At 69.6% G+C, this 24288-nt stretch carries 23 protein-coding genes and 4 tRNA genes; 16 read left to right on the top strand and 11 right to left on the bottom strand.

All coding sequences use genetic code 11. The annotated features are described in order from the left end of the window. The first annotated feature begins 170 nt into the window (after positions 1-170). On the top strand, positions 171-2129 hold the full coding sequence (gene dxs, locus E4K62_RS08965; RefSeq protein ID WP_135066432.1) for a 1-deoxy-D-xylulose-5-phosphate synthase: 1959 nt from the start codon (positions 171-173) through the stop codon (positions 2127-2129). 202 nt (positions 2130-2331) lie between these two features. On the opposite strand, the gene E4K62_RS08960 is transcribed toward dxs, so the two are convergent. The 4 genes from E4K62_RS08960 to E4K62_RS08945 all read right to left on the bottom strand — a co-directional run bounded on the left by E4K62_RS08960 (position 2332) and on the right by E4K62_RS08945 (position 7536). Then, the gene (locus tag E4K62_RS08960) at positions 2332-4470 is read right to left on the bottom strand and encodes a 3-hydroxyacyl-CoA dehydrogenase NAD-binding domain-containing protein (protein ID WP_135071155.1); all 2139 of its coding nucleotides are present in this window, start codon (positions 4468-4470) and stop codon (positions 2332-2334) included. 8 nt (positions 4471-4478) lie between these two features. Then, positions 4479-5684, bottom strand: coding sequence for a thiolase family protein (locus tag E4K62_RS08955; RefSeq protein WP_135066429.1), 1206 nt, complete (start codon positions 5682-5684; stop codon positions 4479-4481). Between the two features lie 72 nt (positions 5685-5756). Continuing rightward, positions 5757-6953: a ribonuclease D gene (locus E4K62_RS08950; RefSeq protein ID WP_135066426.1), complete on the bottom strand. Its 1197-nt coding sequence runs from the start codon at positions 6951-6953 to the stop codon at positions 5757-5759. Next, complete coding sequence (locus tag E4K62_RS08945; protein ID WP_374108098.1) at positions 6946-7536, bottom strand: DUF3000 domain-containing protein; 591 nt, start codon at positions 7534-7536, stop codon at positions 6946-6948. Before E4K62_RS08945 ends, E4K62_RS08950 begins: the two co-directional genes overlap by 8 nt. Positions 7537-7561: 25 nt before the next feature. Here E4K62_RS08945 and E4K62_RS08940 point away from each other — a divergent pair, with 25 nt between their 5' ends. Then, complete coding sequence (locus E4K62_RS08940; RefSeq protein WP_135066420.1) at positions 7562-8785, top strand: alpha/beta hydrolase family protein; 1224 nt, start codon at positions 7562-7564, stop codon at positions 8783-8785. Here the strand turns inward: E4K62_RS08940 and E4K62_RS08935 are convergent. From E4K62_RS08935 to E4K62_RS08925, 3 genes are read right to left on the bottom strand one after another with little or no spacing between them, the layout of a single operon-like run. Then, entirely contained in the window at positions 8754-9458 is a 705-nt protein-coding gene (locus tag E4K62_RS08935; RefSeq protein ID WP_240742875.1) for a dihydrofolate reductase family protein, read from the bottom strand. The genes E4K62_RS08940 and E4K62_RS08935 overlap by 32 nt on opposite strands. A gap of 1 nt (position 9459) precedes the next feature. Then, complete coding sequence (locus E4K62_RS08930; protein ID WP_135066417.1) at positions 9460-9900, bottom strand: SufE family protein; 441 nt, start codon at positions 9898-9900, stop codon at positions 9460-9462. A gap of 50 nt (positions 9901-9950) precedes the next feature. Then, entirely contained in the window at positions 9951-10856 is a 906-nt protein-coding gene (locus E4K62_RS08925) for a sulfurtransferase (RefSeq protein WP_135066414.1), read from the bottom strand. 122 nt (positions 10857-10978) lie between these two features. Here E4K62_RS08925 and zapE point away from each other — a divergent pair, with 122 nt between their 5' ends. From zapE to E4K62_RS08910, 3 genes are all read left to right on the top strand, one after another. Then, positions 10979-12019: a cell division protein ZapE gene (gene zapE / locus E4K62_RS08920; protein WP_240742874.1), complete on the top strand. Its 1041-nt coding sequence runs from the start codon at positions 10979-10981 to the stop codon at positions 12017-12019. A 242-nt stretch (positions 12020-12261) separates the two neighbouring features. Then, positions 12262-13485: an ammonium transporter gene (locus E4K62_RS08915; protein WP_135066411.1), complete on the top strand. Its 1224-nt coding sequence runs from the start codon at positions 12262-12264 to the stop codon at positions 13483-13485. Positions 13486-13561: 76 nt separating this feature from the next. Further along, positions 13562-14068 carry a type II toxin-antitoxin system PemK/MazF family toxin gene (locus tag E4K62_RS08910; protein ID WP_135066408.1) on the top strand — a complete coding sequence of 169 codons (507 nt, stop codon included), beginning with the start codon at positions 13562-13564 and terminating at the stop codon, positions 14066-14068. Between the two features lie 323 nt (positions 14069-14391). Here the strand turns inward: E4K62_RS08910 and E4K62_RS08905 are convergent. Next, a tRNA-Val gene (locus E4K62_RS08905) sits at positions 14392-14464 on the bottom strand. A 148-nt stretch (positions 14465-14612) separates the two neighbouring features. Between E4K62_RS08905 and E4K62_RS08900 the strand changes: the two genes are divergently transcribed. The 4 genes from E4K62_RS08900 to E4K62_RS08885 all read left to right on the top strand — a co-directional run bounded on the left by E4K62_RS08900 (position 14613) and on the right by E4K62_RS08885 (position 15547). Further along, positions 14613-14685, top strand: a tRNA-Gly gene (locus E4K62_RS08900). Between the two features lie 63 nt (positions 14686-14748). Continuing rightward, positions 14749-14822, top strand: a tRNA-Cys gene (locus E4K62_RS08895). Between the two features lie 24 nt (positions 14823-14846). Next, a tRNA-Val gene (locus tag E4K62_RS08890) sits at positions 14847-14921 on the top strand. Between the two features lie 125 nt (positions 14922-15046). Next, positions 15047-15547, top strand: coding sequence for a hypothetical protein (locus E4K62_RS08885; protein ID WP_135066405.1), 501 nt, complete (start codon positions 15047-15049; stop codon positions 15545-15547). 190 nt (positions 15548-15737) lie between these two features. Here the strand turns inward: E4K62_RS08885 and E4K62_RS08880 are convergent, their stop codons facing one another. Further along, complete coding sequence (locus tag E4K62_RS08880; RefSeq protein ID WP_135066402.1) at positions 15738-16211, bottom strand: carboxymuconolactone decarboxylase family protein; 474 nt, start codon at positions 16209-16211, stop codon at positions 15738-15740. Between the two features lie 222 nt (positions 16212-16433). On the opposite strand from E4K62_RS08880, the gene E4K62_RS08875 reads away from it, so the two are divergent. Genes E4K62_RS08875 through E4K62_RS18675 form a run of 3 tightly spaced genes read left to right on the top strand, consistent with a single transcriptional unit; the run spans position 16434 to position 18241 of the window. Continuing rightward, positions 16434-17276: an alpha/beta fold hydrolase gene (locus E4K62_RS08875; protein WP_135066399.1), complete on the top strand. Its 843-nt coding sequence runs from the start codon at positions 16434-16436 to the stop codon at positions 17274-17276. Between the two features lie 25 nt (positions 17277-17301). After that, positions 17302-18015: a CPBP family intramembrane glutamic endopeptidase gene (locus E4K62_RS08870; protein ID WP_135066396.1), complete on the top strand. Its 714-nt coding sequence runs from the start codon at positions 17302-17304 to the stop codon at positions 18013-18015. A gap of 58 nt (positions 18016-18073) precedes the next feature. Further along, positions 18074-18241 (top strand): KOW domain-containing RNA-binding protein, encoded by a 168-nt coding sequence (locus tag E4K62_RS18675; RefSeq protein WP_167747762.1) that lies wholly within the window; start codon positions 18074-18076, stop codon positions 18239-18241. Between the two features lie 99 nt (positions 18242-18340). Here E4K62_RS18675 and E4K62_RS08865 read toward each other — a convergent pair whose 3' ends face one another. After that, entirely contained in the window at positions 18341-19162 is an 822-nt protein-coding gene (locus tag E4K62_RS08865; RefSeq protein ID WP_135066393.1) for a zinc-ribbon domain-containing protein, read from the bottom strand. Positions 19163-19252: 90 nt separating this feature from the next. Here E4K62_RS08865 and E4K62_RS08860 point away from each other — a divergent pair, with 90 nt between their 5' ends. Further along, a complete protein-coding gene (locus tag E4K62_RS08860) occupies positions 19253-19567 on the top strand; it encodes a hypothetical protein (protein ID WP_135066390.1) in 315 nt (104 codons plus the stop codon). Between the two features lie 179 nt (positions 19568-19746). Continuing rightward, positions 19747-20238, top strand: coding sequence for a hypothetical protein (locus tag E4K62_RS08855; protein ID WP_135117695.1), 492 nt, complete (start codon positions 19747-19749; stop codon positions 20236-20238). A gap of 81 nt (positions 20239-20319) precedes the next feature. Here E4K62_RS08855 and E4K62_RS08850 read toward each other — a convergent pair whose 3' ends face one another. Further along, entirely contained in the window at positions 20320-21456 is a 1137-nt protein-coding gene (locus E4K62_RS08850; protein ID WP_240742873.1) for an SLC13 family permease, read from the bottom strand. A gap of 215 nt (positions 21457-21671) precedes the next feature. Here E4K62_RS08850 and thrS point away from each other — a divergent pair, with 215 nt between their 5' ends. Both thrS and E4K62_RS08840 read left to right on the top strand, forming a co-directional pair. Next, positions 21672-23675, top strand: coding sequence for a threonine--tRNA ligase (gene thrS / locus E4K62_RS08845; RefSeq protein WP_135066381.1), 2004 nt, complete (start codon positions 21672-21674; stop codon positions 23673-23675). Then, positions 23672-24235, top strand: a complete 564-nt coding sequence (locus tag E4K62_RS08840; protein ID WP_240742872.1) for an HIT family protein — start codon at positions 23672-23674, stop codon at positions 24233-24235. The genes thrS and E4K62_RS08840 overlap by 4 nt, the downstream gene beginning before the upstream one ends. Positions 24236-24288 lie beyond the last annotated feature (53 nt).

The raw sequence follows: 24288 nt of genomic DNA, 5'->3' as shown, positions 1-24288 counted from the left end.
GCACGACGCGGCCCCGGGGGAGACCTCGGGGCCGCTTCCGTATCCCCGGAGGGGTGGGCGCAGATCGTACACGCCGGGCCGCTCGTGCGCCGCGCAGGCCCCGTACAGGGGCGCGCGGCTAAACTCGGAGGACGGCGCCCCGGCGCTGCGACCGGTCGGAGAAGGATCCCATGGAGCTGCTGCCCACCATCACGAGTCCCCGTGACATCGACGCGCTGGATCTCACCCAGCTCCAGCAGCTGAGCGCGGAGATCCGGGCGTTCCTGGTCGAGAACGTCTCCCGCACGGGCGGACACCTGGGTCCGAACCTCGGCATGGTCGAGCTCACGATCGCCCTGCACCGCGTCTTCGACTCGCCGGCGGATCCGATCATCTTCGACACCGGCCACCAGTCCTACGTCCACAAGCTCCTCACCGGGCGGCAGGATTTCTCCCGTCTGCGCTCGCGCGGCGGCCTGGCCGGCTACCCCCAGCGCTCCGAGAGCCCGCATGACGTCGTGGAGTCCTCCCACGCATCCAGTTCACTGAGCTGGGCCGACGGCGTCTCCCGTGCGTTCAGCCGCACGGGACGCCATGACCGTCATGTGGTGGCGGTCGTGGGCGATGGCGCTCTCACCGGCGGCATGACGTGGGAGGCGCTCAACAACATCACCGATGACAACGACCGCAACCTCGTCATCGTCGTCAACGACAACGGGCGCTCCTACGCGCCGACCATCGGCGGGATGGCACGCTACCTCAACCGCGTGCGCACGAACGACGCCTACCGGACGCTGCACCGCGGATCCGACTCTCTCTTCCGCAGCCTCGGCCCGGCGGCCCGCGCGCTGTATCGCGGCGTGCGCGGCGGCACGCGCGGCTTCCTCTCGCGCTTCACCAACAACGCCGCCCTCTACTCCAACCTCGACATCAAGTACCTCGGGCCGGTGGACGGCCACGATCTCGAGGTGCTGCTGGAGACGCTCGAGCTGGCGAAGTCCTACGGTGCGCCGGTGATCGTGCACGCGATCACCGAGAAGGGCCGCGGTTACGCCCCGGCCCTCAGCGACGAGGCCGACCAGTTCCACGCGGTGGGCAAGATCGATCCCATCACCGGCGAGCCGCTGTCGGCGAGCAGCGGCAACGACTGGACCGATGTGTTCGCCCGTGAGCTCGTCGAGATCGGCGGCGAGCGTGAGGACGTCATCGCGATGACCGCCGCCATGCTGCGCCCCACCGGCCTGCAGCTGTTCGCCGAGCGCTTCCCCGACCGGGTCTACGACGTCGGGATCGCGGAGCAGCACGCCGTGGCATCGGCCGCGGGCCTGGCGTTCGGTGGGCTACATCCGGTCGTCGCGATCTATGCGACCTTCATGAATCGCGCCTTCGACCAGGTGCTCATGGACGTCGCGCTGCACGGAGCGGGCGTGACGTTCGCGCTGGATCGTGCCGGGGTCACCGGCCCCGACGGCCCGAGCCACCACGGCATCTGGGACCTCGCGATGCTGCAGCTCGTGCCCCGCATCCGCATCGCCGCACCGCGGGATGCCGCACGCCTGCAGGAGGAGCTGCGCGAGGCCGTTGCCGTGGACGACGCCCCCACCGTCGTGCGCTACCCGAAGGGCGCGGCCGCGCCGGATCTGCCGGCCCTGGAGCGCCTGGCCGACGGCGTCGACGTGCTCGCCCGGTCCGATGCGGAAGACGTCCTGCTGATCGGCATCGGTCCCATGGCGCACGTCGCGATGGATGTCGCGACGCGCCTGCGCGCGCAGGGCATCGGGGCCACGGTGGTCGACCCGCGCTGGGTCATTCCCGTGCAGCCCTCGATCGTCGAGCTCGCCGGGCGCCATCGCCTCGTCATCACGATCGAGGACGGCATCCGCGTGGGTGGCATCGGCACGCGCGTACGCCAGGTGCTCCGCGAAGCGGGCATCGACACGGCCGTGGACGAGCTGGGCGTTCCCGACGAGTTCATCCCGCACGCCTCGCGCGAGCAGGTGCTGGAGGATGCCGGCCTGACCGCCGCGAAGATCGCGCAGGACGTTGTCTCGCAGGTGCTCGGCACGCGCATCCCGGTGGCCCGGCCGACGGAGCAGGAGCCGGTGTGGCTGCTCGACGTCGCCACCCGCCGCGACGCCCAGGAGCGCTGACCCGCACCGTACGCCCTTCCCCGCCCCGCGTCCGCGCCACACGTCCGCGCCACTTCCGCGCGTTCGCGCCGCTTTGAAGCGTGGCGGATGCACCGAACAGGCGCGAAGGTGGGGCGGAGGGGAGCGGGGCAAAGGGAAAGGGCGACCCCGGAGGGCCGCCCTTTCGCAGATGCTGCTCAGCCGCCGATGCGGCGGGTGCTGCTCAGCCGCCGATGCCGCGGATGGGCGGGTGGTGGAACGTGTCGCCGAACACGCGCTCCGACGCGCCCTCCCGGTCGAGGTACGGCGAGGCGCCGCCGTCGATGAACGGCCACCCGGCACCGAGGATGAGGCACAGGTCGATGTCTTCGACTTCGGGCACGACGCCTTCATCCAGCATGAGGCGGATCTCCTGGGCGAGGCCGTCCTGCACGCGGCGCAGGATGGCGTCCTCGGATGCGGGGGAGGAGCCGGTCTTCAGCACCTTTTGCGCGGCTTTGGTCCAGCCGGTGACGCGGCCGCTCTTGTCCTTCTCCACGACCTCGGGCAGTTCGGCCAGCTGGTGGAAGTTCTCCGACGCGAAGAACCGCTCCGGGAACGCCGTGGCCATCGTGTCCTGCACGTGCGCGGCGACCTTCCAGCCGACGAGGTCGATGAGCTGGAACGGCGTCATCGGAAGTCCGAGCGGCGCGAACGCCTTCTCCACGGTCAGGAGCGGGGTGCCCTCGTACACCGCGCGCGCGGCCTCGCCCATGACCTTCGCCAGAAGCCGGTTGACGACGAAGCCGGGCGCGTCGGCGGTGAGCACCGCATTCTTGCCGAGGGTCCGCGCCACCACGAACGCGGTCGACAGCGCCGCATCCGAGGTGTTCGCCGTCCGCACGATCTCGATCAGCGGCATGACGGCGACCGGGTTGAAGAAGTGGAAGCCGACCAGGCGCTCGGGGTGGGCGAGCTTGGCGCCGATCTCCTCGACCGACAGCGACGACGTGTTCGTCGCCAGGATCGCGTCCTCGGCCAGAAGCGGCTCGATCTCGGCGAACACCTGCTGCTTGACGCCGACCTCTTCGAAGACCGCTTCGATGACGAAGTCGCAGTCGGCGTACTGGCTCTTGTCGGTCGTGCCGCTCACGAGCGCACGCAGACGGTTCGCGCCGTCGGCGTCCAGCCGGCCCTTGGCCTCGAGCTTGCCGATCTCCTCGTGGACGGAGGCGACGCCCTTGTCCACGCGCGCCTGGTCGAGGTCGGTGATCAGGACCGGAACCTGCAGCTTGCGCACGAACAGCAGCGCGAACTGGCTCGCCATGAGCCCCGCACCGATGATGCCGACCTTCTGCACCTTCTTCGCCAGCGCCTTGTCGGGGGCGCCGACGGGCCGCTTGGCGCGCTTCTGCACGAGATCGAACGCATACATGGATGCGGCGAACTGGTCGCCCACGATGAGGTCGGCGAGAGCCTCGTCCTCACGGGCGAAGCCCTCCGCCTTCGTGCCGCTCTTGGCCTTGTCGAGCAGATCGAGCGCGACGTAGGGGGAGCGGGGCACGGTGCCGATACGGCTCTCGAGCATGTTGCGGGCCATCTTGACGGCGATGGGCCACTTGGTGAGGCGCTCGATCTTGCCGGGCTCGTTCTTGCGCGTGACCTTGACGGCGCCGGTGAGCACGCCGTCGGCCCAGCGCAGCGAGTCTTCGAGGTAGTTCGACGCCGGGAAGATGGCGTCCATGATCCCCAGCTCGAACGCCTGCTTCGGCTTGAGCACGCGGTTCTGCTTGAGCGGGTTGGAGATGACCACCTCGAGCGCGTTCTCGATGCCGATGAGGTTCGGCAGCAGGTATGCGCCGCCCCAGCCCGGGATGATGCCGAGGAAGACCTCCGGCAGCGCGATTGCCGCGGCCGAGGCATCCACCGTGCGGTAGGTGGAGTTCAGCGCGATCTCCAGCCCGCCGCCGAGCGCCAGGCCGTTCACGAACGCGAAGGACGGCACGCCCAGCTCCGAGAGCGAGCCCAGCACCTGGTGGCCGCGCTGCGCGATCAGCCGCGCGACGTCCTTGGACGGCAGGTTGGAGACCTCCGACAGGTCCGCGCCCGCGGCGAGGATGTACTGCTTGCCGGTGATGCCGACCGCATGGATCTCGCCGGCGGCGGCGCGGGACTTCAGCTGCGCGAGCGTCGCCCCCAGCTCGGCGAGGGTGGCCGGTCCGAGCGTGTTGGGGCGCGTGTGGTCGCGGCCGTTGTCGAGGGTGATGAGGGCGAGCACCTTGCCGGAAGCCAGCCGCACGTCGCGCACACGGGCGTGCGTGACGACCTCGTCGGCGGACAGGGACTCCAGCACGGTGAAGTCGATGTCGTCGTAGTTGGTCATTCCTGCCGTCACTTCCGCTTCTTGCCGTCGAAGTAGGGGTTCTCCCAGATGATCGAGCCGCCCTGGCCCAGCCCCACGCACATCGCTGTGAGGCCGTAGCGCACGTCCGGACGCTCGGCGAACTGCGCCGCGAGCTGGATCATGAGGCGCACACCGGATGCTGCCAGGGGGTGGCCGACCGCGATCGCACCGCCCCAGGGGTTCACGCGGGGGTCGTCGTCGGCGATGCCGAAGTGGTCCAGCAGCGAGATGACCTGGATGGCGAACGCCTCGTTCAGCTCGAACAGTCCGATGTCGTCGATCGTCAGGCCCGCCTTGCGGAGCGCCTTCTCGGTCGAGGGGATCGGGCCGATGCCCATGATCTCCGGCTCAACGCCGGCGAACCCGAACGACACCATCCGCATCTTGGGCGCGAGGCCCAGTTCCTTCACCGCGGCCGAGCCGGCCAGCAGCGACACCGTGGCGCCGTCGGTCAGGGGGGAAGAGGTGCCGGCGGTGACGCGTCCGTGCGGGCGGAACGGCGTCTTCAGGCTCGCCAGTCCCTCCATCGTGGTCTCGGGGCGGCGGCCCTCGTCCTCGGTGGCGAGGTTCCAGGCGCCCTCGGCATCCTTGATCGCCACCTGGACGAGGTCGGGCTGGATCTTGCCGGCCTCGTACGCCGCCTGCAGCTTCTGCTGGCTGCGCATGCCGTACCGGTCGGCCCGTTCCTTGGTCAGGTGGGGGAAGCGGTCGTGGATCCGCTCGGCCGTCACACCCATGTTCAGGGCGCCGGGGTCGACGAGCTTCTCGGCGACGAACCTCGGGTTCGGGTCGGCGTTGGCGCCGATGGGGTGGCGACCCATGTGCTCGACGCCGCCGGCGAGGGCGACGTCGTACTGGCCGAATCCGATCGAGGCGCCCATCGTGGTGACGGCGGTCATGGCTCCCGCGCACATGCGGTCGATCGCAAGGCCCGGCACGGTCATCGGCAGACCCGCGAGGATCGCAGCCGTGCGCCCGAGCGTCAGGCCCTGGTCACCGGTCTGCGACGTCGCGGCGATCGCGACATCGTCGATGCGGTCCTTCGGCACGGAGCCGTTGCGCTCCATGAGTCCGATGATCGCCTTGACGATGAGGTCGTCGGCGCGGGTGTTCCAGTACATGCCTTTCTCGCCGGCGCGGCCGAACGGCGTGCGCATTCCATCGACGAAGAAGACGTCCGAGATCTCGGCCACTCTGCCTCCAAAAGTAGGGATGCCGTCAGCCTATGAGGCGGGCCGTGAGCCCCCGAATCGGTTGGATCGAACCTACGAAGGGTCCGGCGTCGCGTCGACAGGCCGATTGACGGATTCCACAAAGGCATCCGCGATTGACTGTGCGGTCTGCTCAATCTGCCAGGGACGCGCGCCCAATTCGTGCAGCGCTTCGCCGATGGAGTCCGAAGTGATCTCGGCGGGCGGAGCCCATGCGACGCGACGGAGGACTTCCGGCGTGAGGAGATTCTCCGTCGGCATCCCGAGTTCCTGCGCGCGTGCCTCCACGACGGGGCGCGCCGCGCGCAGGCGTGCATCGGCCTGGGGGTTGCGATCGGCCCACGCCCGCGGTGGCGGGAGGGAATCGGAGGGCACTCGGTCCGGCGGCAGCTCGGTCGCCTCGCGTCCGGCCACGATGGCGTTCCACCACCGATCCAGCTGGGTGCGGCTGGCGCGCCCGTTGAAGTCCTTGATGGCGGCCAGCTCCTGCTTGGACTGGGGGTCGGCGATCACCGCGGCCACGAGCGAGCGGTCGGGCACCAGGCGTCCCGGGGCCACGTCCTGCTCGCGCGCGAACTCCTCACGTGCGAGCCACAACGACCGGGCCACCGCCAGGGCACGCCGTCCGCGGACGGTGTGCAGGCCGCTCATCCGGCGCCACGGATCGTCCCGCGGCGGTTTGGGTGGCCGGGCGCGGACGGCTTCGAACTCCTGCGCGGCGTACTCGGTCTTGCCCTGCTCGCTCAGCTGCGCGACGAGGGCGTCACGCACGTCGACGAGGTGCGCGACATCCAGCGCGGCGTATTCGAGCCAGGACTGCGGCAGGGGGCGCGTCGACCAGTCGGCGGCGGAATGGGCTTTCGCCAGCGTGATGCCGAGTGTGGACTCCACGACTGCCCCGAGTCCCACGCGCTCGTGCCCGAGAAGCCGGGCGGCCAGTTCGGTGTCGAAGATCTCGAGCGGATCCAGCCCGCGCTCGCGCAGGGACGGGAGATCCTGGCTGGCGGCGTGGAACACCCACTCGGCGTCGCCGATGGCCTCCTGGAGAGGCGCGAAGTCGGCGATCTCGACGGGGTCGAAGAGGTAGATGCCCGCCCCGCGGCGGAAGACCTGGATGAGGTAGGCGCGCTGCGAATAGCGGAAGCCGGAGGCGCGCTCGACATCGACGGCGACGGGCCCGGTTCCGGCAGCGAGCGCGTCAACGGCCGCCGAGAACGCCTCCTCGTCGGCGATCACGGAATACTCAGTCACCCACAGACCTCCGCGCGCCGAAGACGGCGATCCCCTCGCTGCCGGGCGGGAGGCCGGCGAGCATGCACACCAGTTCCGCCCACGCCTCCACGTGCGGCCCGAAGGGCGCCTGAGGTGTCCAGGAGGCGCGCAGTTCGATCTGCGCCCCGTCGCCCTGGACGGCGAGGGAGCCGAAGCCCTTGGACAGAGTCTTGGTCGCGGTGCCCGACGCCGAGTGATACCCCGCGCCGCGCGATCCCAGCGCGTCGGTCAGCCATGACCACGCGACATCCGCCAGGAGAGGGTCGATGCCGATCTCGGCCTCCAGCGGCGCCTGGGCGAAGCACACGATGCGCCACGCACCGCCCCACGGCTCGGGCTCGTCGGGGTCATGCAGCAGGATGAAGCGGCCGGTTCCGTAGGGGGAGTCGGCGCCGCTCTCGTCGGGCCGCACATCGCCGGCCAGCGCGAGGGCGTCAGGGGCCAGTCCCGCGGGCGCAGGGATCTCGCGCACGGCGAAGTCGGATCGGAACGTGAGCGACCGCAACTGATCGGCGGCTTCGACGAAGACGCTCGACGTCCCGTCGGGTGGAAGCTCGGTCACGGCCACAGACTAGAGTGAGGCCTCGATGAACGCCTCCAGGCGCGCCGCAAGCTCCGGCGCCTCCCCTCGGTACGCGGGCGCCCTGCACGCGGCGATCGCGCTTCTGGGGATCTCCCTGGGCGCCGTGCTGACCGCCATCGGGGCGATCTCGCTCCGGGTGGCCCGGCGCGTGGTCACCCCGGCCGACCGCGTGACCGACACCCGCATCGTCGACCTGGACACCAGCGCGCAGACGGTCACCCTCACGCGCAACGCCGACACCGAGCTGCCGGGACGCTACGGCCTGTTCACCTCCGGCACCCTCCCGTACGTCAAGCTCGGATCCGTGCTGTCCGAAGATCAGGGCACCGTCAAGCGCAAGCTGCTCACGCACGTGGACTCGGCAGCGCACCTCTCACCCGACGCGGCATTCAGCGGCTGGTACTACGACCGGCCCGAAGACCTCCAGCTGCCGTTCCGCGACGAACTGGTCGGCTCACCCTTGGGCCCGTGCCCGGCGTGGATCTTCCCCGCGGAGGTCGACTCGGATCTGTGGGTCGTGCAGGTGCACGGACGCGGCACGACGCGCGCAGAGGCCCTCCGTGCCGTGCCGCTGTTCCATTCGCTGGGCTACACGTCGATGCTCGTGTCCTACCGCAACGACGGGGAGGGGCCGCGCAGCCGCACGGGGACCTACGCGCTGGGCGCGACGGAGTGGCGTGACGTGGATGCGGCGATCGGCCAGGCACGGCGCCTCGGTGCGCGCCGGGTGATCGTGATGGGGTGGTCGATGGGCGGTGCCATCGCCCTCCAGCTCGAGCTCAATTCCCCGCACCAGGACATGCTCGTCGGCCTCATCCTGGACTCCCCGGTCGTGGACTGGCGCGTCGTCCTGCAGTACCAGGCGCGTCAGCTGCACCTCCCTGCGCCCGTGACGGGGATGGCCCTGGGTGCGCTGGGGTCGGAGTGGGCCGCCCCGGTCGCCCGCACCGGCGGCGCGATTCCGTTCGATCGCCTGGACGGGGTGGCGCGCGCGAGCGAGCTGCACCATCCGATCCTGCTCCTGCACAGCGACGACGACGGGTTCGTCCCCTCGGACGCGTCGCACGAGCTCGCGGAGGCCCGACCCGATCTGGTCGAGATGCACACCTTCACCGTCGCGCGCCACACGAAGCTGTGGAACTACGACCAGGAGCGGTGGTCCCACGCCATCACCGAGTGGCTGCGGCGGCAGGGCCTCACCGTCGAGCGCGAAGACGCAGGTAGCTGAAGCCCGCCTCGTCGACCAGCATCCCCGCCACCTCGGTGTCGACGTGGGAAGCGATCGGCAGGAACGGGCGGTCTGCCGCGTCGAGCGCGGGTGTCACCGAGACGCAGTACTCGTCGATGACACCCGCATCGGCGAACCGGGCGGCCAGCGTCGGCCCGCCCTCGCACACGACGCGCGGGAGGCCGTGGGCGGCGAGGGCGTCGCAGATCGCGGCGGGCTCGATGTCGTCGCCGCCGGGGATGGCGAGCACCTGTGCGCCGGGAAGCCCCGAGCGATCCCGCACCTCGGCGGAGCGGGTCTCCGGGCAGATCAGCAGCAGGCCGTCCACCGCGTCGCCGAGCCGATGGCCGTCGAGGTCGCCGCTGACCGTGACGATCGCCAGGCGCGCACGCCGGGGGAGGACGTATCCCTCCGCGCGCACCGTCGCGGCACCGACGACGACCACGTCGGCCGCCGCGCGGATGATGCCGAGCAGGGCGCGATCCGTCCGGCTCGTCAGCGACTCGCTCGTGCCATCGGATCCGGCCGCGGCGCCGGTGAGGCTCGTGATCATGTTCAGCCGCACATAGCGGGTGTCGTCGCGCGCGTACAGACGCTCCAGCCAGGCGCGTCCCTCGGGCGTGCCGATGTCGTGCGCACCGCCGCCGGCGGGCACGACCTGCGTGACCTGCACGTCAGGCCGCGCGCTTGGCGCGCACCTGGCGCTTGGCGCGCATGAGCATGCCGGTCATCCCGGCGATGCGGAGGGGGCTGACCGCGCGGGTCAACCCGATGCTCTGCGGGAAATCGTCGGGGATCGCGAGCACCTCGTCGGCGCTCAGGCCGCTGATGCCCTGCACCAGGATGCTGGCGAACCCGCGCGTGGTCGGAGCCTCCGCCGGAGCAGTGGCGTGCATGGCCACGCGGTCATCGGAGTCGACGTCGATGACGATGTACACCGGCGACTGGCACTCCACGACGCGCTCGCACATCTCGGGGTGACCGTCGTACTTCGCGGGCACCGCCGGGAGCTCCTGGGAGTACTCCAGCAGCAGCTGGAGGCGCTCGGGCTCCTCGAGCTCGAGGAACTCGTCGCGGATGCCCGCCAGGGCCGTGGGCAGAAGGGTTTCGGTCATCCTTCCCATCATCCCACGCCCCGCGCCCCTGCGGCTGGGTTGCGCCGGGGTCAGCGGGCCTGTGGAAGCGTCCCCGACTCCGTGCCGGTCGCGATCGGGACCCGCACGGCGCTGCCCCACTCCGTCCACGACCCGTCGTAGTTGCGGACGTTGTCGAAGCCCAAGAGGTGCTGCAGCACGAACCACGTGTGGCTGGATCGCTCCCCGATGCGGCAGTAGGCCACGATCGCGTCGCCGTCCTTGAGGCCGGCGCCCTCGCGGTAGATCGCATCCAGCTCGGCCCGCGGCTTGAAGCCGCCGTCTTCGGCGACCGCCTTGCCCCACGGCACATTCTGGGCGGTGGGGATGTGGCCGGCGCGCAGCGCGCCCTCTTCGGGGTACGCCGGTGCCGTCGTGCGCTCGCCCGAGTACTCCTCGGGGCTGCGCACGTCCACCAGCGGGTTGCCGAGATGGGCCAGCACATCGTCCTTGTAGGCGCGCAGCAGCGCGTCGTTGCGCTCGACCACGGGGTACTCCGCGGCAGGCCGTCCGGCGGGTTCGGTGGTCATCGGGCGTCCTTCGGCGATCCACTTGTCGCGTCCGCCGTCCAGCAGGCGCACGTCCTCGTGACCGAACAGCGAGAACACCCACAGGGCGTAGGCGGCCCACCAGTTGTTCTTGTCGCCGTAGAGCACGATCGTGTCGTCGCGGGAGATCCCCTTGCGGCTCATGAGTTCGGCGAATCCGGCGCCGTCGATGTAGTCGCGCACGACCGGGTCGTTCAGCTCCGTGTGCCAGTCGACCTTGACCGCGCCGGGGATGTGCCCGATCTCGTACAGCAGCACGTCCTCGTCGGATTCGACCACCACCAGTCCCGGGGTGCCCAGGTGCTCCTGCAGCCAGTCGCCGGAGACGAGGCGCTCGGGCGCGGCGTACTCGGCGAACTTGGGGGACGTGGTGTCGTACTCGACGGTCATCGTTGCTCCTCGGTCGGGACGGGGAAGGGTTCGGCGTAGGCTGGATGGCGCCCCTTCGACCCTAGATCCGCTGCGGGGTGCGGGCTTCACACTCGACTAAAGACGGCGACACAGGACGGGCAATGACCTCCACAGGCACCTCCACCGGGACGGGGATCGTCCATCTGGTCGATCGGACGCCGGAGGTGACCGGTTCGGAGATGGTCGCCGCGCTGGTTCCGCCGCCGCAGTTCGACGAAGCCACGTTTGACTCCTACCGGGCCGACGAGTCCTACCCGTCCCAGCAGGACGCCAAGGAGCGTCTGCTGGCCTTCTCCGGACATGGCCCGGCCGCGGCCCGGGGAGGCCTGTTCCGCCGCGCCAAGAAGGCGCCGGAGACGAAGCCCGGCGTGTACCTCGACGGCGGGTTCGGCGTCGGCAAGACCCACCTCCTCGCGGCGATCTACCACGCGCTGCCGGCCCGCCGGAAGTACTTCGGCTCGTTCATCGAATACACCGCCCTCGTCGGCGCCCTCGGCTACCAGAACACCGTCGAGCTGTTCCGCGGCTCCGATCTGCTCTGCATCGACGAGTTCGAGCTCGACGACCCGGGCGACACGATGGTGATGACCCGGCTGCTGGGAGAGCTAGTGTCCTCCGGGACGCGACTGGCCGCCACCTCCAACACGCCACCCAACGCGCTCGGCGAGGGCCGGTTCGCGGCGCAGGACTTCCTTCGTGAGATCCACGCGATGTCGTCCAGCTTCGACACGATCCGCATCGACGGCACCGATTACCGTCAGCGCGCGATCGATGGGGCCGCCGTCGTACGCACGCCCGAGGAGTATGCCGCAGACGTCGAGGCTGCCGGCACCCGCGGCGTCGCCTCGGACGACGACTTCGCCGCACTGCTCACGCACCTCGCTCGCGTGCACCCCTCGCGGTTCATCCGGCTCATCGACCGCGTCGACCTGATCGGTCTGCGCGATGTCGCTCCGCTGGTGGACCAGTCCGCCGCCCTCCGCTTCGTCGCCTTCATCGACCGCGCCTACGACGCACAGATCCCGCTGCGGGCCACCGGCGCGCCGCTGAACGAGGTCTTCGGCGCCGACATGCTCGCCGGCGGCTACCGCAAGAAGTACCTGCGCGCGATCTCGCGCCTGGTCGCCCTCACGCACGCCTGATCTCCGCGGCATCCGCCCGCCTCGCTGCTTCTGACGCCAGCCGGCACGGATTCGTGTGATCCTCCCGGGCGCTCGAAACACGATGTTTACCGGCGGGGCCACCGTGTAACCAACGCGAAACACGTTGCGCACGCCCCCGGAAACCGCTCGTCGCGAAACTGGGGCTCGCCCGAACCGTCCGCTACCCGATGTTCTGCGGATGCCCGGGTCCTGAGTTACACGACACATGGATGAGGATTCTCATGGACAGCGGAAATCTTGCCTGGGCCGTCGCCGCAACGGCGCTCGTGCTCTTCATGACGCCCGGGGTGGCGTTCTTCTACGGCGGGCTGGTCAAGGCCAAGAGCGTCGTCAGCATGATGATGATGAGCTTCGGTGCGCTCGGACTCGTCAGCGTGCTGTGGATCCTCTACGGCTTCAACATGAGCGCGGTGGAGAGCACGTGGTCGTTCGCCGGCAACCCCTTCTCCGACTTCGGTCTCGCCTCCCTCGATGACAACGGACTGGTCGGCGCCGCCTACGGCGCGACGTTCGCGATCATCACCGTCGCGCTGATCTCGGGCGCGATCGCCGACCGCGCGAAGTTCGGATCGTGGATGATCTTCGCCGGCATCTGGGCGACGGTCGTCTACTTCCCCGTTGCCGCGTGGGTGTGGGGCGGCGGCTGGATCTTCAACCTCGGCGAGGTCTTCGGCTTCGACGCCGCCGTCATCGACTACGCCGGTGGCACCGCGGTGCACATCAACGCGGGTGCTGCCGCCCTCGCGCTGGCACTCGTGCTCGGTAAGCGTGTGGGCTTCCAGAAGGGCGCCCACAAGCCGCACAACGTTCCGCTGGTGATGCTCGGTGCGGCGATCCTGTGGTTCGGCTGGTTCGGCTTCAACGCCGGTGCTGAGGGCACCTTCGGTCTGCTGGGCACCGAGGACTCCTCGGTGGGCCTCATCATCATCAACACGATCGGTGCGACCGCCGCGGCCGTCATCGGCTGGATGATCATCGAGAAGGTCAAGGACGGCAAGGCCACCTCGGTGGGTGCTGCCTCCGGTGCCGTCGCCGGCCTCGTCGCCATCACGCCGGCCTGTGCCGCACTCGCCCCCGGATGGGCGCTGCTGCTGGGTATCGTCACCGGCGCGGTGTGCGCGCTCGCTGTGGAGCTGAAGTGGAAGTGGGGCTTCGACGACTCCCTGGACGTCGTGGGCATCCACCTCGTCGGCGGCCTCATCGGAACCATCTACCTCGGCTTCTTCGCCACCGGCACCGGACTGTTCCTCGGTGGCGGATGGGAGCAGCTCGTGCTCCAGGTGATCGCTGCAGCCGGCGTGCTGGTCTACTCCTTCGTCGTCGCCTTCATCATCGGCTTCGCGATCGAGAAGACGCTCGGCTTCCGCGTGAAGAACGAGGACGAGATCGCCGGCGTGGACACCTCGGTCCACGGAGAGGCCGGCTACGCCATCGTCAACGACTGACAGCCCCCACAGGAGGGCCCCGCGGATCCGTCCGCGGGGCCCTCTCGCGCGTGTGGGGGCTCGCTAGGGTGGGGCGGTGCCATCCCGTCTCATCTCCGTGCTCAGGCGGCTCCTGCGACCCGCCCGGAGGAGCGCGGTACCGGCGGGTTCCGACCCCGGCCGCTCGGGCGCGACCGCGACGGTGCAGGTCGCTCCGCCGGGTCGGCGTGGCGTCGTGATGTCCTACGCGCCGGATGCGGATGGCGCCCCGGACGCGGGCGAGATCGTGTGGACGTGGGTGCCGTACGAAGAGCGGGACGGCCGCGGCAAGGACCGGCCGGTGCTGGTCATCGCGCGGCAGAGCCGCGACCGCGTCTACGCCGTGCGCCTGACCAGCACGCCGCATCCGGGTTCCGTCGACCACGTGGCGCTCGGCCCGGGGGAGTGGGACAGCCGGCGCCGACCGTCGTGGGTGGACCTCGGCCAGCTCTACAGCGTGCACGAGCGGGGCATGCGCCGCGAGGCATCCGCCCTCGATGCGGCCCGCTTCACCCAGGTCGCCGACGCGCTGCAGCGCCGCTACGGATGGCGCACCGGCCGCTGATCTCGCGGCGCCGAATCCGGCCGCTCTCGGTTCAGAATTCAGGAGACACGCCGCACCAGCGCCTTCCCGAGCCTCCCGCCACGGCGTGTCTCCTGAGTTTTGCGCACCTGGAGGGCGCAGCAAGGCTCCCGCCGTCCGCTGCGCCGGTGGTCCGACGAATCAGGCGGTCGCGAAAGCGACCCGGCAGTGGCCCACGAGGAGGACGATCCAGCACCCCAAAGGGTTGACGCACAGCGCGCACCTGTCACCGCAACGCCGCCGGTCCTGGGTAAGAAGAAGGCCCGGAATCCGCTGCTACCGCGTGACTCCGGGCCTCTCTGATGTGGGCGATACCAGACTCGAACTGATGACCTCTTCCGTGTGAAGGAAGCGCGCTACCAACTGCGCCAATCGCCCGTGCGGCCCTGTGCAGGACCTCAACGATCCTAGCGGATGCAGCCAGGTTGATCGAACCGCGCGGGGGAGACACGCGCGGGGTGCGCCGGTTTGGCGCGCGGGCTCAGGATCGGCTAAAGTCGATCAAGTGCCCGGGTGACCGGGACACGCGGATGTAGCGCAGTTGGTAGCGCACAACCTTGCCAAGGTTGGGGTCGCGAGTTCGAGTCTCGTCATCCGCTCGAGTGGATCGCCACCCGGGGAAACCCGAAAGCCGATCGCGACACGTGGGTCGAACCACACACGGTGGCGTGGCCGAGCGGCTAGGCACCGGCCTGCAAAGCCGTTTACACGGGTTCGAATCCCGTCGCCACCTCCACTCAACAAACGAATAGCCTTTCAGGCGCGATTGGCGCAGCGGTAGCGCGCTTCCCTGACACGGAAGAGGTCACTGGTTCGATCCCAGTATCGCGCACCACCTTGAAACCCCCGGGAGACCGGGGGTTTTCTCGTTCCTGGGGACGGGGGCGGGTGCTGCCTCCTTACGGGACGCTACGCTTGCGCGGATCACGTCGAGGTTGACCTTGGTCTGGGTGGCTACTCATGCGGAACAACTGGAGAGCACGCTGGCGACCCTTCCTGGCGGCGGTTGTGGGTGCGGCGACCTTGATCAGCCTCACCGGGTGCGCTTTGGTCTTTCCTTCGAGGCCCAATTCGGCGCCGGTCTTTCTCACGGAGCGGGACGGGGAGGTCGTGTTCCGCTGGTGCGGGGAGACGACCCCGGAGTTCGAATCGCTGAAGATCACTTATCGGGTCGTAATCAATGGTGAGAAGGAACATTTCACCGCGGCTCAGGGGGAGGGGCTGTTCCGATTCGGAACGGAGCAGGAGTTCACGACGCGCGAACCGCCGATCGGGCTCGAGTACCACACGTCAGGTTCCATCCCCCTCGACAGCTATCCGCTCGTCGTCTTCTTAGACGCGGACCAGGTGGCCCCCGGCACGGCCAATGACTTGGCCACCTTCAATCTCGACGCCCCAGATCAGCTCGCGAATGGTCAATGGGTCGCGCCAGGCGGGCCCGTTGCCGATGTTCCTTGCTGACTCATTGCGCTGCGGGCATCGCTGCAGCCGGCGATGACTAGTGCCCATGCGATGGACGTGTTCCCCAGAACAGGAAGATCGCCCAGGTCAGGCCCCGCGAGGCCGCAGCCGCCCTGTTTCGCGCGATCCTCCTGTTCTCGGGGCGGATCACCCCGCGTCGATCACCAATGGCTCGCGGGTCGGGGGCGGGTCAGCGGACGAGTTTCCCGTCGGCATCCCGGGGGCGGACCGGATGCTCGCTCAGGATGGAGATGCGGTTGAAGGCGTTGATGGCGATCGCCACCCATTCGGCGGCCACGAACGTCGGCTCGCCGAGAACGGCGAGGGCCCCCGACAGGTCGTCGGCCGACCCCGCGGATAACGGCAGCTGAGTGGTCGCCTCGGCTATGGCGAGCACAGCTCTCTCCCGCTCGCTGAAGATGCCGCTCTCGCGCCACGCCGGCAACACGTCCAGCTTCTGCTGCGGTATCCCGGCCTGGCGCGCCTCGCGCGAATGCAGGTCGAGGCAGAACGTACACGCGTTGAGCTGCGACGCCCGCACCTTGATCAGCTCCGACTCCTGCGCAGAGACCCCCTGCTGAGCCGCACCCTCGCGGATCACCGACGAGAACGCCACGACCGCCTTCCACGCCTCGGGCATGACCTTGTCCACCACTGGACGCATGTGACTCTCCTCCGTCTACTCATCAGCACTCCTGGGCGCTCTTCCAGAACGACACCCCATGTTCTCGGCACAGGGTCAAGTGCCGCACACCGACGGCGCTCGCGCAGCCCTCCACGTCGTCGCGCGCACCGAGTCGAAAGCGCTTGACCCGGTTCCGACAACACGGTGTGTGCTTGCGGCCGGCGCGGCACTCCGCCGCGCCGAATCGAAAGGACAGCACTCATGGCATACATCACCGTCGGAAACGAGAACAGCGCCCCGATCGAGTTGTACTACGAAGATCAGGGAGCCGGCCAGCCCGTCGTCCTGATCCATGGCTATCCGCTCGACGGGCATAGCTGGGAACGTCAGACCCGCGAACTGCTCGCCCAGGGCTACCGTGTCATCACGTACGACCGCCGTGGGTTCGGCCAGTCGTCGAAGGTCAGCACCGGCTATGACTACGACACGTTCGCTTCCGACCTTCACACGGTGCTCGAAAGCCTGGACCTGCGCGACGTCGTGCTGGTCGGATTCTCGATGGGCACCGGTGAACTCGCCCGCTACGTCGGCCGCTACGGACACGAGCGCGTCGCCAAGCTCGCCTTCCTCGCCTCGCTCCAGCCCTTCCTCGTGCAGCGAGATGACAACCCCGAGGGCGTGCCTCAGGCCGTCTTCGACGGCATCGAGGCCGCGGCTCAGGCCGACCGCTTCGCCTGGTTCACCGACTTCTTCGACGACTTCTACAACCTCGACGAGAACCTCGGGTCCCTCATCAGCGCGCAGGCCGTGACCGCGAGCGCGAACGTCGCGGCGGGGAGCGCACCCGTTGCCGCGTACGCGGTCGTGTCGTCGTGGATCGAGGACTTCCGCGGTGACCTCGAGGTCGTGCGGGCGGCGGGCAAGCCCACGCTCATCCTGCATGGAACGAAGGACAACATCCTCCCGATCGAAGCGACCGCTCGCCGCTTCCGCCAGGCCGTGCCGGCTGCCGACTATGTGGAGATCGAAGCGGCTCCCCATGGGCTGCTCTGGACGCATGCCGACGAAGTGAACCGCGCGCTGACCGATTTCCTTGCGAAGTAACCGCCGCAACGTCCGAAGGAGAACCATGGTGAATGCATCGCGCAACGTCACCGCGCCCAAACGCGCCACGCCGACCGCGCCAGGGTGGCCGGAGATGCTGGCAGGCGGCGCCGCGTACGGCCTGATGATCCTTCTGGTCGTGTGGTTGCTCCCCGGGGTGACGGACCCCGCCGTCGCCGGAGTCGTGGGCCTGCTCGCATCGGGGGTGATGGGTCTGGTGGCACTCGTGGTCGCGGTGCTGATCCGCATCCGCGGTCTGGCGGCGTTCGGCTTCCGCCGCGCCGAGCCACGTCATCTGGTGATCGGCGCGGTGCTGGGTGTGGCTGCGTACGTGCTCGGGGTGCTCGTCGCCGTCATCTACACGGCCGTCACCGCCGACGCGGAGAACGTGCAGGCCAGCTATCAGGCCGCCGCATCGGGAGGCTGGTTGTCACTGGTCCTGGGCCTGGTCGCCGGGGCGATCCTGACCCCTGTCGGGGAAGAGAGCTTCTTCCGTGGTGTGGTGGCCAACGCTCTCCTCGCACGATACGGAGCGTGGGTGGGGATCATCGGGAGCGCTGCCGTGTTCGCGATCGCCCACGGCATCAACCCCGTCCTGCCGGTCGCCTTCGTCGTCGGGGTCCTCACGGCTCTGCTGTACCGCGCGTCGGGCTCGATCTGGCCGGGCGTCATCCTTCACGGCACGAACAACGCGATCGCTTTCGTGCTCCCGGTGATCGTGGGACTCGTCACCTCGTGACGTCGTCCGGCGCGGCGCCGACCACCCGCTTGCCTCTCGAAATCTCAAGGAGGAACTCGTGAACGAATTCAAAGTCGGTGACACCGTACAGGCCACCGGATCCAGGATGACCGGCAACGTCGGAACCGTCATCTGGATCGACCGCAAGCGCGAGCGCTACCTCGTGCTGATCACGCCGCAGACACAGAACTACTTCACTGCGGATGAACTGAAGCTGTACACGTAGCGCAGCAGCCGAAGCTGACCCCAGAACAGGAAGATCGCCCAGATCAGGCCCCGCGGGGCGGCAGGGGTCCTGATTGGGCGATTCTCCTGTCTCGGGTACTCACCGCAGGTACGCGTCGACCACCAACGCCCCGCGGATGTCGCGGAACGTGTCGATCAAACGCGCCACTGCGGTTCGACCGAGCGACGCGAGCTGCAGATCGTGCGGACCGAGCTTCTCCAACCGGCCGGTGCGGATGCGGACGACCTCCCAGCCCGTGGCGCGCAGCAGCCGGTCCTTCCTGAGATCGGCCTGCTCGCGCTTGCCGACGTGTTCGAGGCCATGCCGGCCCGTGCTGTCGTACTCGACGGCGATCCGCAGTTCGGGAAGCAGGATGTCGGGCCACACCTCGACGTGATCGAAGAACGGGCGGCTCGTCCGCACGGCGTTGCGCCCAGCGGTGACGGAGAGCCGTTCGAACAGGTCGCTGCGCAGACGCGCTTCGACGGCGGAGGCGGGCTTCGGTGCGCACGCGCTCACGAACGCCTCACCGGGCGCGACGGACGGCGTCTTCGGGCACAGCTCGCGCGTGGGCCGGGGCTGGCGCGCGGGGGAGTCGGGGGTACGCACCCGTGGCGGCCGGGCCAGAGCAGCGCACGCGGGGCACCACGCCGAACGGCGGCGCTCGCGCCCCGGACGGTTTCGCTGTTCGGCGGGGGTGGCGGCGAAGCGGTGACCCCCGTCGCACTCCCAGCACAGGAGCACGTCGGCAGCCGGTGGGATCTGCGTGAGGGTGATCCCCGCGTTCAGCTCCGGATGGTACTGCCGGATCAGCATCGGGAACGGAGCCCACGCCTCCCGGTACGCGCCCACGGGATACGGCACGTCGGCGCCCTTGGAGAACTGCCGGCGCGCCCACCACAGCTCCACGCGCTCCGCCATGCGCCGACCGTACCCGCGACCACCCCCACGGGCCGGGCCGTGTCGGGGCCTCTGGCTAAGGTCAAAGGCGGCCGGAAGGAGGCACCGGCCGTGGGCACGAATCGCAGGTACGCACATCGCGGCGACGCGCGGATGGACGACCGCATCCTGGAGCGCGTGTCGCGCGACGGTCCGCTGCACACGCTCACCCCTGACGAACTCGAGCTCGAGGAGCATCCGCTCACGATCACGCCCCGCCCGGAACCCGTGCGCGCGTGGGTGCGTTTCGGCGATACTCCGGTGCGGGTGGATGCGGAGGCGCTGCGCTGGACACCGCGCGCCATCGGCATCCGATTCCGCGTGGGGGAGCGAGAACTGCGCACCTGGGTCTGGGCGTCGGCGGTGGACCGGCACACGGCCCGCTGAGCGTGCGGTGGGCCGCGGCAGGAGCCGCACTTTCCTATGACGCGGCTATGCACCGCTATCGAATCCGGGAGCGCGGCGCAAGTGGGAACGTCCCTCGCCGCAAGGTCTGGCAGAGTCAGAGCGACGCACGCCCGTGCGCCACCCGAACCACGAACGGAAGACCACCGATGCGAAAGCCCATGATTCCTACCCTCGCCGTCCTCGCTGCTGCGGGGATGTTCGCCCTGACCGGATGCGCCGGACCGGCCGACACGGCCAGCGAGAAGGAATCCACCGGATCGGGCTCCACCAGCCAGGAGAAGCCGACGAAGGAGGCCGCGCCCGCCGAGGAGGAGGACCAGTCCGTCGAGGAGGCGTGCGGCATCGCCAACGAGGCCGTCTCCTCCGTGCAGGGCGACCTGAACGACGCGATGTCGAACCCCACGGATGTCGCGGTCGTGACCGCCGCGATGGAGAAGGTGAACGTTCAGCTGGCCGGGGCTGTGGAGGAGATCACGAACCCCGAGGTCGAGACGGCGATCACCACGTTCCAGACCCAGTTCGCATCGCTGAGCGATCAGCTCGTGGCCATCCAGTCGGGCACCCCGACGCAGGAGCAGGTGACGGCGCTGCAGACCAGCGCCACCGAGCTCCAGGCGTCGGCCACGGAGATGGCTGAGATCTGCTCCTGACCTGCGCATGAGGGGGCGTCGCCGGAAACGGGGGCGCCCCCTCGTCGTCCCGGCGTGGAACGGCCCCCGCGAACGGACGCGTCAGAGCGCCAGCGGCAGCACCGCCGCTGCGACGGTGAGCGGGGCCACGATCAGCCCGAGGGCCACGAATCGCGACCACCGGACCTCCACGCCCATGGCCGTGAGTCGTCCGAACCACAGGAGCGTGGCCAGCGACGCCCACGGCGTCAGCAGCGGCCCCGCATTGACGCCGACCAGCAGGGCCGCGAGGCGCTCTCCGCCTCCGGCCGCGGACTCCAGCGCGAGGAAGGCCGGCAGGTTGTTCACCGCGTTGGCGGCGAGGACGCCCGCCCCCGCCACCTGCCACACGCTGTCCTCGCCCACCAGCGTCGACGTGATGGCGCCGAGTCCCCCCTGCTCCGCCGCACCCACCACGACGAACAGCCCGCCCGCGAACAGCAGGAGCGACCAGGGGATGAGTGCCGGGCGGATCACGCGGGGCGCCCGCCACACGTAGGCCGCGCCCAGGACGACCGCCGCGGCGGATGCCGGGATCCACGGCGCGATGCCGACCACGAGCAGCGGCAGCAGAACGGCGACCACGACGCCGGCCACCCGCAGCAGCACCGGGTCGGAGATCTCCGGCGGCGCCGCGGCTTCGTGGCGGCGAGGGAGGCGCGGGAGGAAGACGACCGTCAGCAGCAGCGCCGACACCACGATCGCGATGGCGGCGGACGGGCCCAGGAGCGCGAGGAACCGCCACGGATCCATCGAGTCCGCCCGCTCGGCGGCGAGCAGGTTCGTGAGGTTCGAGACCGGCAGCACGAGCGATGCGGTGTTGGCCAGCACGACGGTCACGAACGCGAACGGCAGCGGGTCGAGCCGGTGCTGCCGGGCCATCGTCACCACCACCGGGGTCAGCAGCACCGCGGTGGTGTCCAGCGAGAGGAAGGCCGTCGTCACGATGGCCAGGACGAGCACGAGCAGCCACAGCATCCCGGTCCGCCCTCGCGCCGCGCGTGCCAGCTTCTCCGCGACGAGGTCGAACAGGCCCGCGACCGCGGCCAGCTCCGCCACGATCGTGACGGCCACCACGAACAGCAGCACCGGCCACACGCGCTCCGCGATGGTCGCGAGCTCGGAGGGCGGCAGCACCCCGGCAAGCACGGCGATGCCCCCGATGACGCACAGTGCACCGCCTGCCAGCCCCAGCTTCACCGCTCCATCATTCCGTGCCGCGGCGGTAGACTCGCGCCATGGAACTCCGGATGCTGCGCAGCCCTCATGCCGCGGCATCCGTGCGCCGTCCGGCGCGAACGCTCGGCGCCTGAGCGGGCGGGGCGCAGCGGCGCCCGAAGCTGAGACACCCTTGCGCCGGGCTCCTCGAGGGCGGCCCGGTAGCCTAGATCCCGAGCCACCCCAGGAGAGTTCCCGTGACTGATGTCGCCTCGCCGTCGGACGTGTCGTACCCCGCCGACGGCTTCGCCCTGTTCCCCGACCGTTCGGTCGTCGCCCTCCGTGTCAACGGCGAGCTGAAAGACCTCGCCACCACGGTGCAGGAGACCGATGAGGTCGAGCCCGTGCGCATCGACAGCCCCGAGGGCCTGTCGATCCTGCGGCACTCGACCGCGCACGTGCTCGCGCAGGCCGTGCAGCGCATCAACCCGCAGGCCAACCTCGGCATCGGTCCGCCGATCACCGACGGGTTCTACTACGACTTCGGTGTCGCCGAGCCCTTCACGCCGGAGGATGTCAAGGCGATCAAGAAGGAGATGGAGCGTATCGTCCGCGAGGGCCAGCGTTTCGTCCGACGCGTCGTCACCGACGAGGAGGCCCGCGCCGAACTCGCCGACGAGCCGTTCAAGCTCGAGCTCATCGAGCTCAAGGGCGGCACCGCGGCCGAGGGCGCCGACGTGGAGGTGGGCGCGGGCGAGCTCACCATCTACGACAACGTCAACCGCGACGGCGAGACGGTGTGGAAGGACCTGTGCCGCGGCCCGCACGTGCCCGGCACCCGCATGATCGGCAACGGGTGGGACCTCACGCGCATCGCGGGCGCGTACTGGCGCGGCAGCGAGAAGAACCCGCAGCTGCAGCGCATCTACGGCACCGCGTGGCCGACGAAGGACGAGCTGCGCGCCTACCAGCACCGCCTGGAGGAGGCCGGCAAGCGCGACCACCGCAAGCTCGGCAAGGAGCTCGACCTCTTCTCGTTCCCGGACGAGATCGGCTCCGGCCTGTCGGTGTGGCACCCCAAGGGCGGCGTCGTCCGCGGCGAGATGGAGCAGCACGCGCGTCGCCGGCACATCGAGGGCGGCTACACGTACGTCTACACCCCGCACATCTCCAAGCAGGACCTGTTCCTGCAGTCCAACCACCTCGTGACCTACAAGGAGGGCATGTTCCCGCCCATCCGGCTGGACGAGGAGCGCGACGCCGCGGGGGAGATCACCAAGCAGGGCGTGGACTACTACCTCAAGCCCATGAACTGCCCGATGCACATCCTCATCTACAAGGAGCGGGCGCGCAGTTATCGCGACCTGCCCATGCGCCTGGCCGAGAACGGCACGGTGTACCGCAACGAGCTCTCCGGCGCGCTGCACGGGCTCACCCGCGTGCGTGGATTCACGCAGGACGACTCGCACCTGTTCGTCACCCCGGATCAGCTCGAGGCCGAGACCACGCGCGTGCTCGAGTTCGTTCTCTCGATGCTGCGCGACTTCGGCCTGGACGACTTCGAGCTGGAACTGTCCATGCGCGACGACGAGAAGTCGAAGTGGATCGGCTCGGATGAGTTCTGGGACTACTCGACCAACGCTCTGCGCCATGTCGCGCACGCCAGTGGCTTGAAGGTCACCGAGGTTCCCGGCGAGGCGGCCTTCTACGGGCCCAAGATCGACCTCAAGACCCGCGACGCGCTGGGCCGGGTGTGGCAGCTGTCCACCGTGCAGGTCGACGTCAACCTCCCCGAACGCTTCGACCTGGAGTACACCGGGCCCGACGGCGAGAAGCACCGGCCGATCATGATCCACCGGGCTCTGTTCGGCTCGATCGAGCGGTTCTTCGCGATCCTCCTCGAGCACTACGCCGGCGCGTTCCCGGTATGGCTCGCGCCGGTTCAGGCCGTCGGCATCCCCGTGGCCGACGAGTTCGCCGACTACCTCGGCGACATCGTGGAGCGCCTGCGGACCGAGGGTGTGCGGGCCGAGCTCGACCACAGCGACGACCGCATGCAGAAGAAGATCCGCACGCACACCACCCAGAAGGTGCCGCTGCTGCTGATCGCGGGGGAGCAGGACCGTGCCGCGGGCACGGTGTCGTTCCGTTTCCGCGACGGCAGCCAGGAGAACGGCGTTCCGGTGGATGACGCGGTGCGCCGCATCCGCGACGCCATCGCCACGCACGCCCTCGTGAACACGGCGGAGGACCTCGCGTGACCGAGGCGCCGGAGGAGGACGCGCGGCTCATCGCCGCCGCCGAATTGCCCGGCGTGCCCGACGAGTTCCAGCGCCTGTGGACGCCGCACCGCATGGCCTACATCCAGGCCGGGCCCGAGCCGCTGCGCGAGGCGTGCCCATTCGATGAGGCGCCTCTGAAGAGCGACGAAGACGGCCTCATCGTCGCGCGCGGGAAGACGGCCTATGCGCTGCTGAACCTGTTCCCCTACAACTCCGGTCACCTCTTGATCTGCCCGTACCGCCACATCGGGACCTACGACGAGGCGACGGCGGAGGAAGTCGCCGAGATCGGCGCGATGACGCAGACCGCGATGCGGGTGCTGCGCACGGTGTCGCGGTGCGACGGCTTCAACATCGGCATGAACCAGGGTGCCGTGGCCGGCGCGGGCGTCGCCGCGCACCTGCACCAGCACGTCGTGCCGCGGTGGGCGACGGATGCGAACTTCTTCCCGATCATCGCCAAGACCAAGGCGCTGCCGCAGCTGCTCGGCGAAGTCCGTCAGGCCGTCGCCGACGCCTGGCCCGCGCCCGCTCGCTGAGCCAGCGTGGGCCCACCCCGGTCCCCGGCGGGGTGGGGCTGTGGACAGTCGGG

This window comes from Microbacterium wangchenii (genome assembly GCF_004564355.1).
In the GTDB taxonomy this organism is placed as follows: Bacteria; Actinomycetota; Actinomycetes; order Actinomycetales; family Microbacteriaceae; genus Microbacterium; species Microbacterium wangchenii.
The sequence above is the reverse complement of the archived record's forward strand: the minus strand, read 5'-3'. Positions and strand labels throughout refer to the sequence as shown.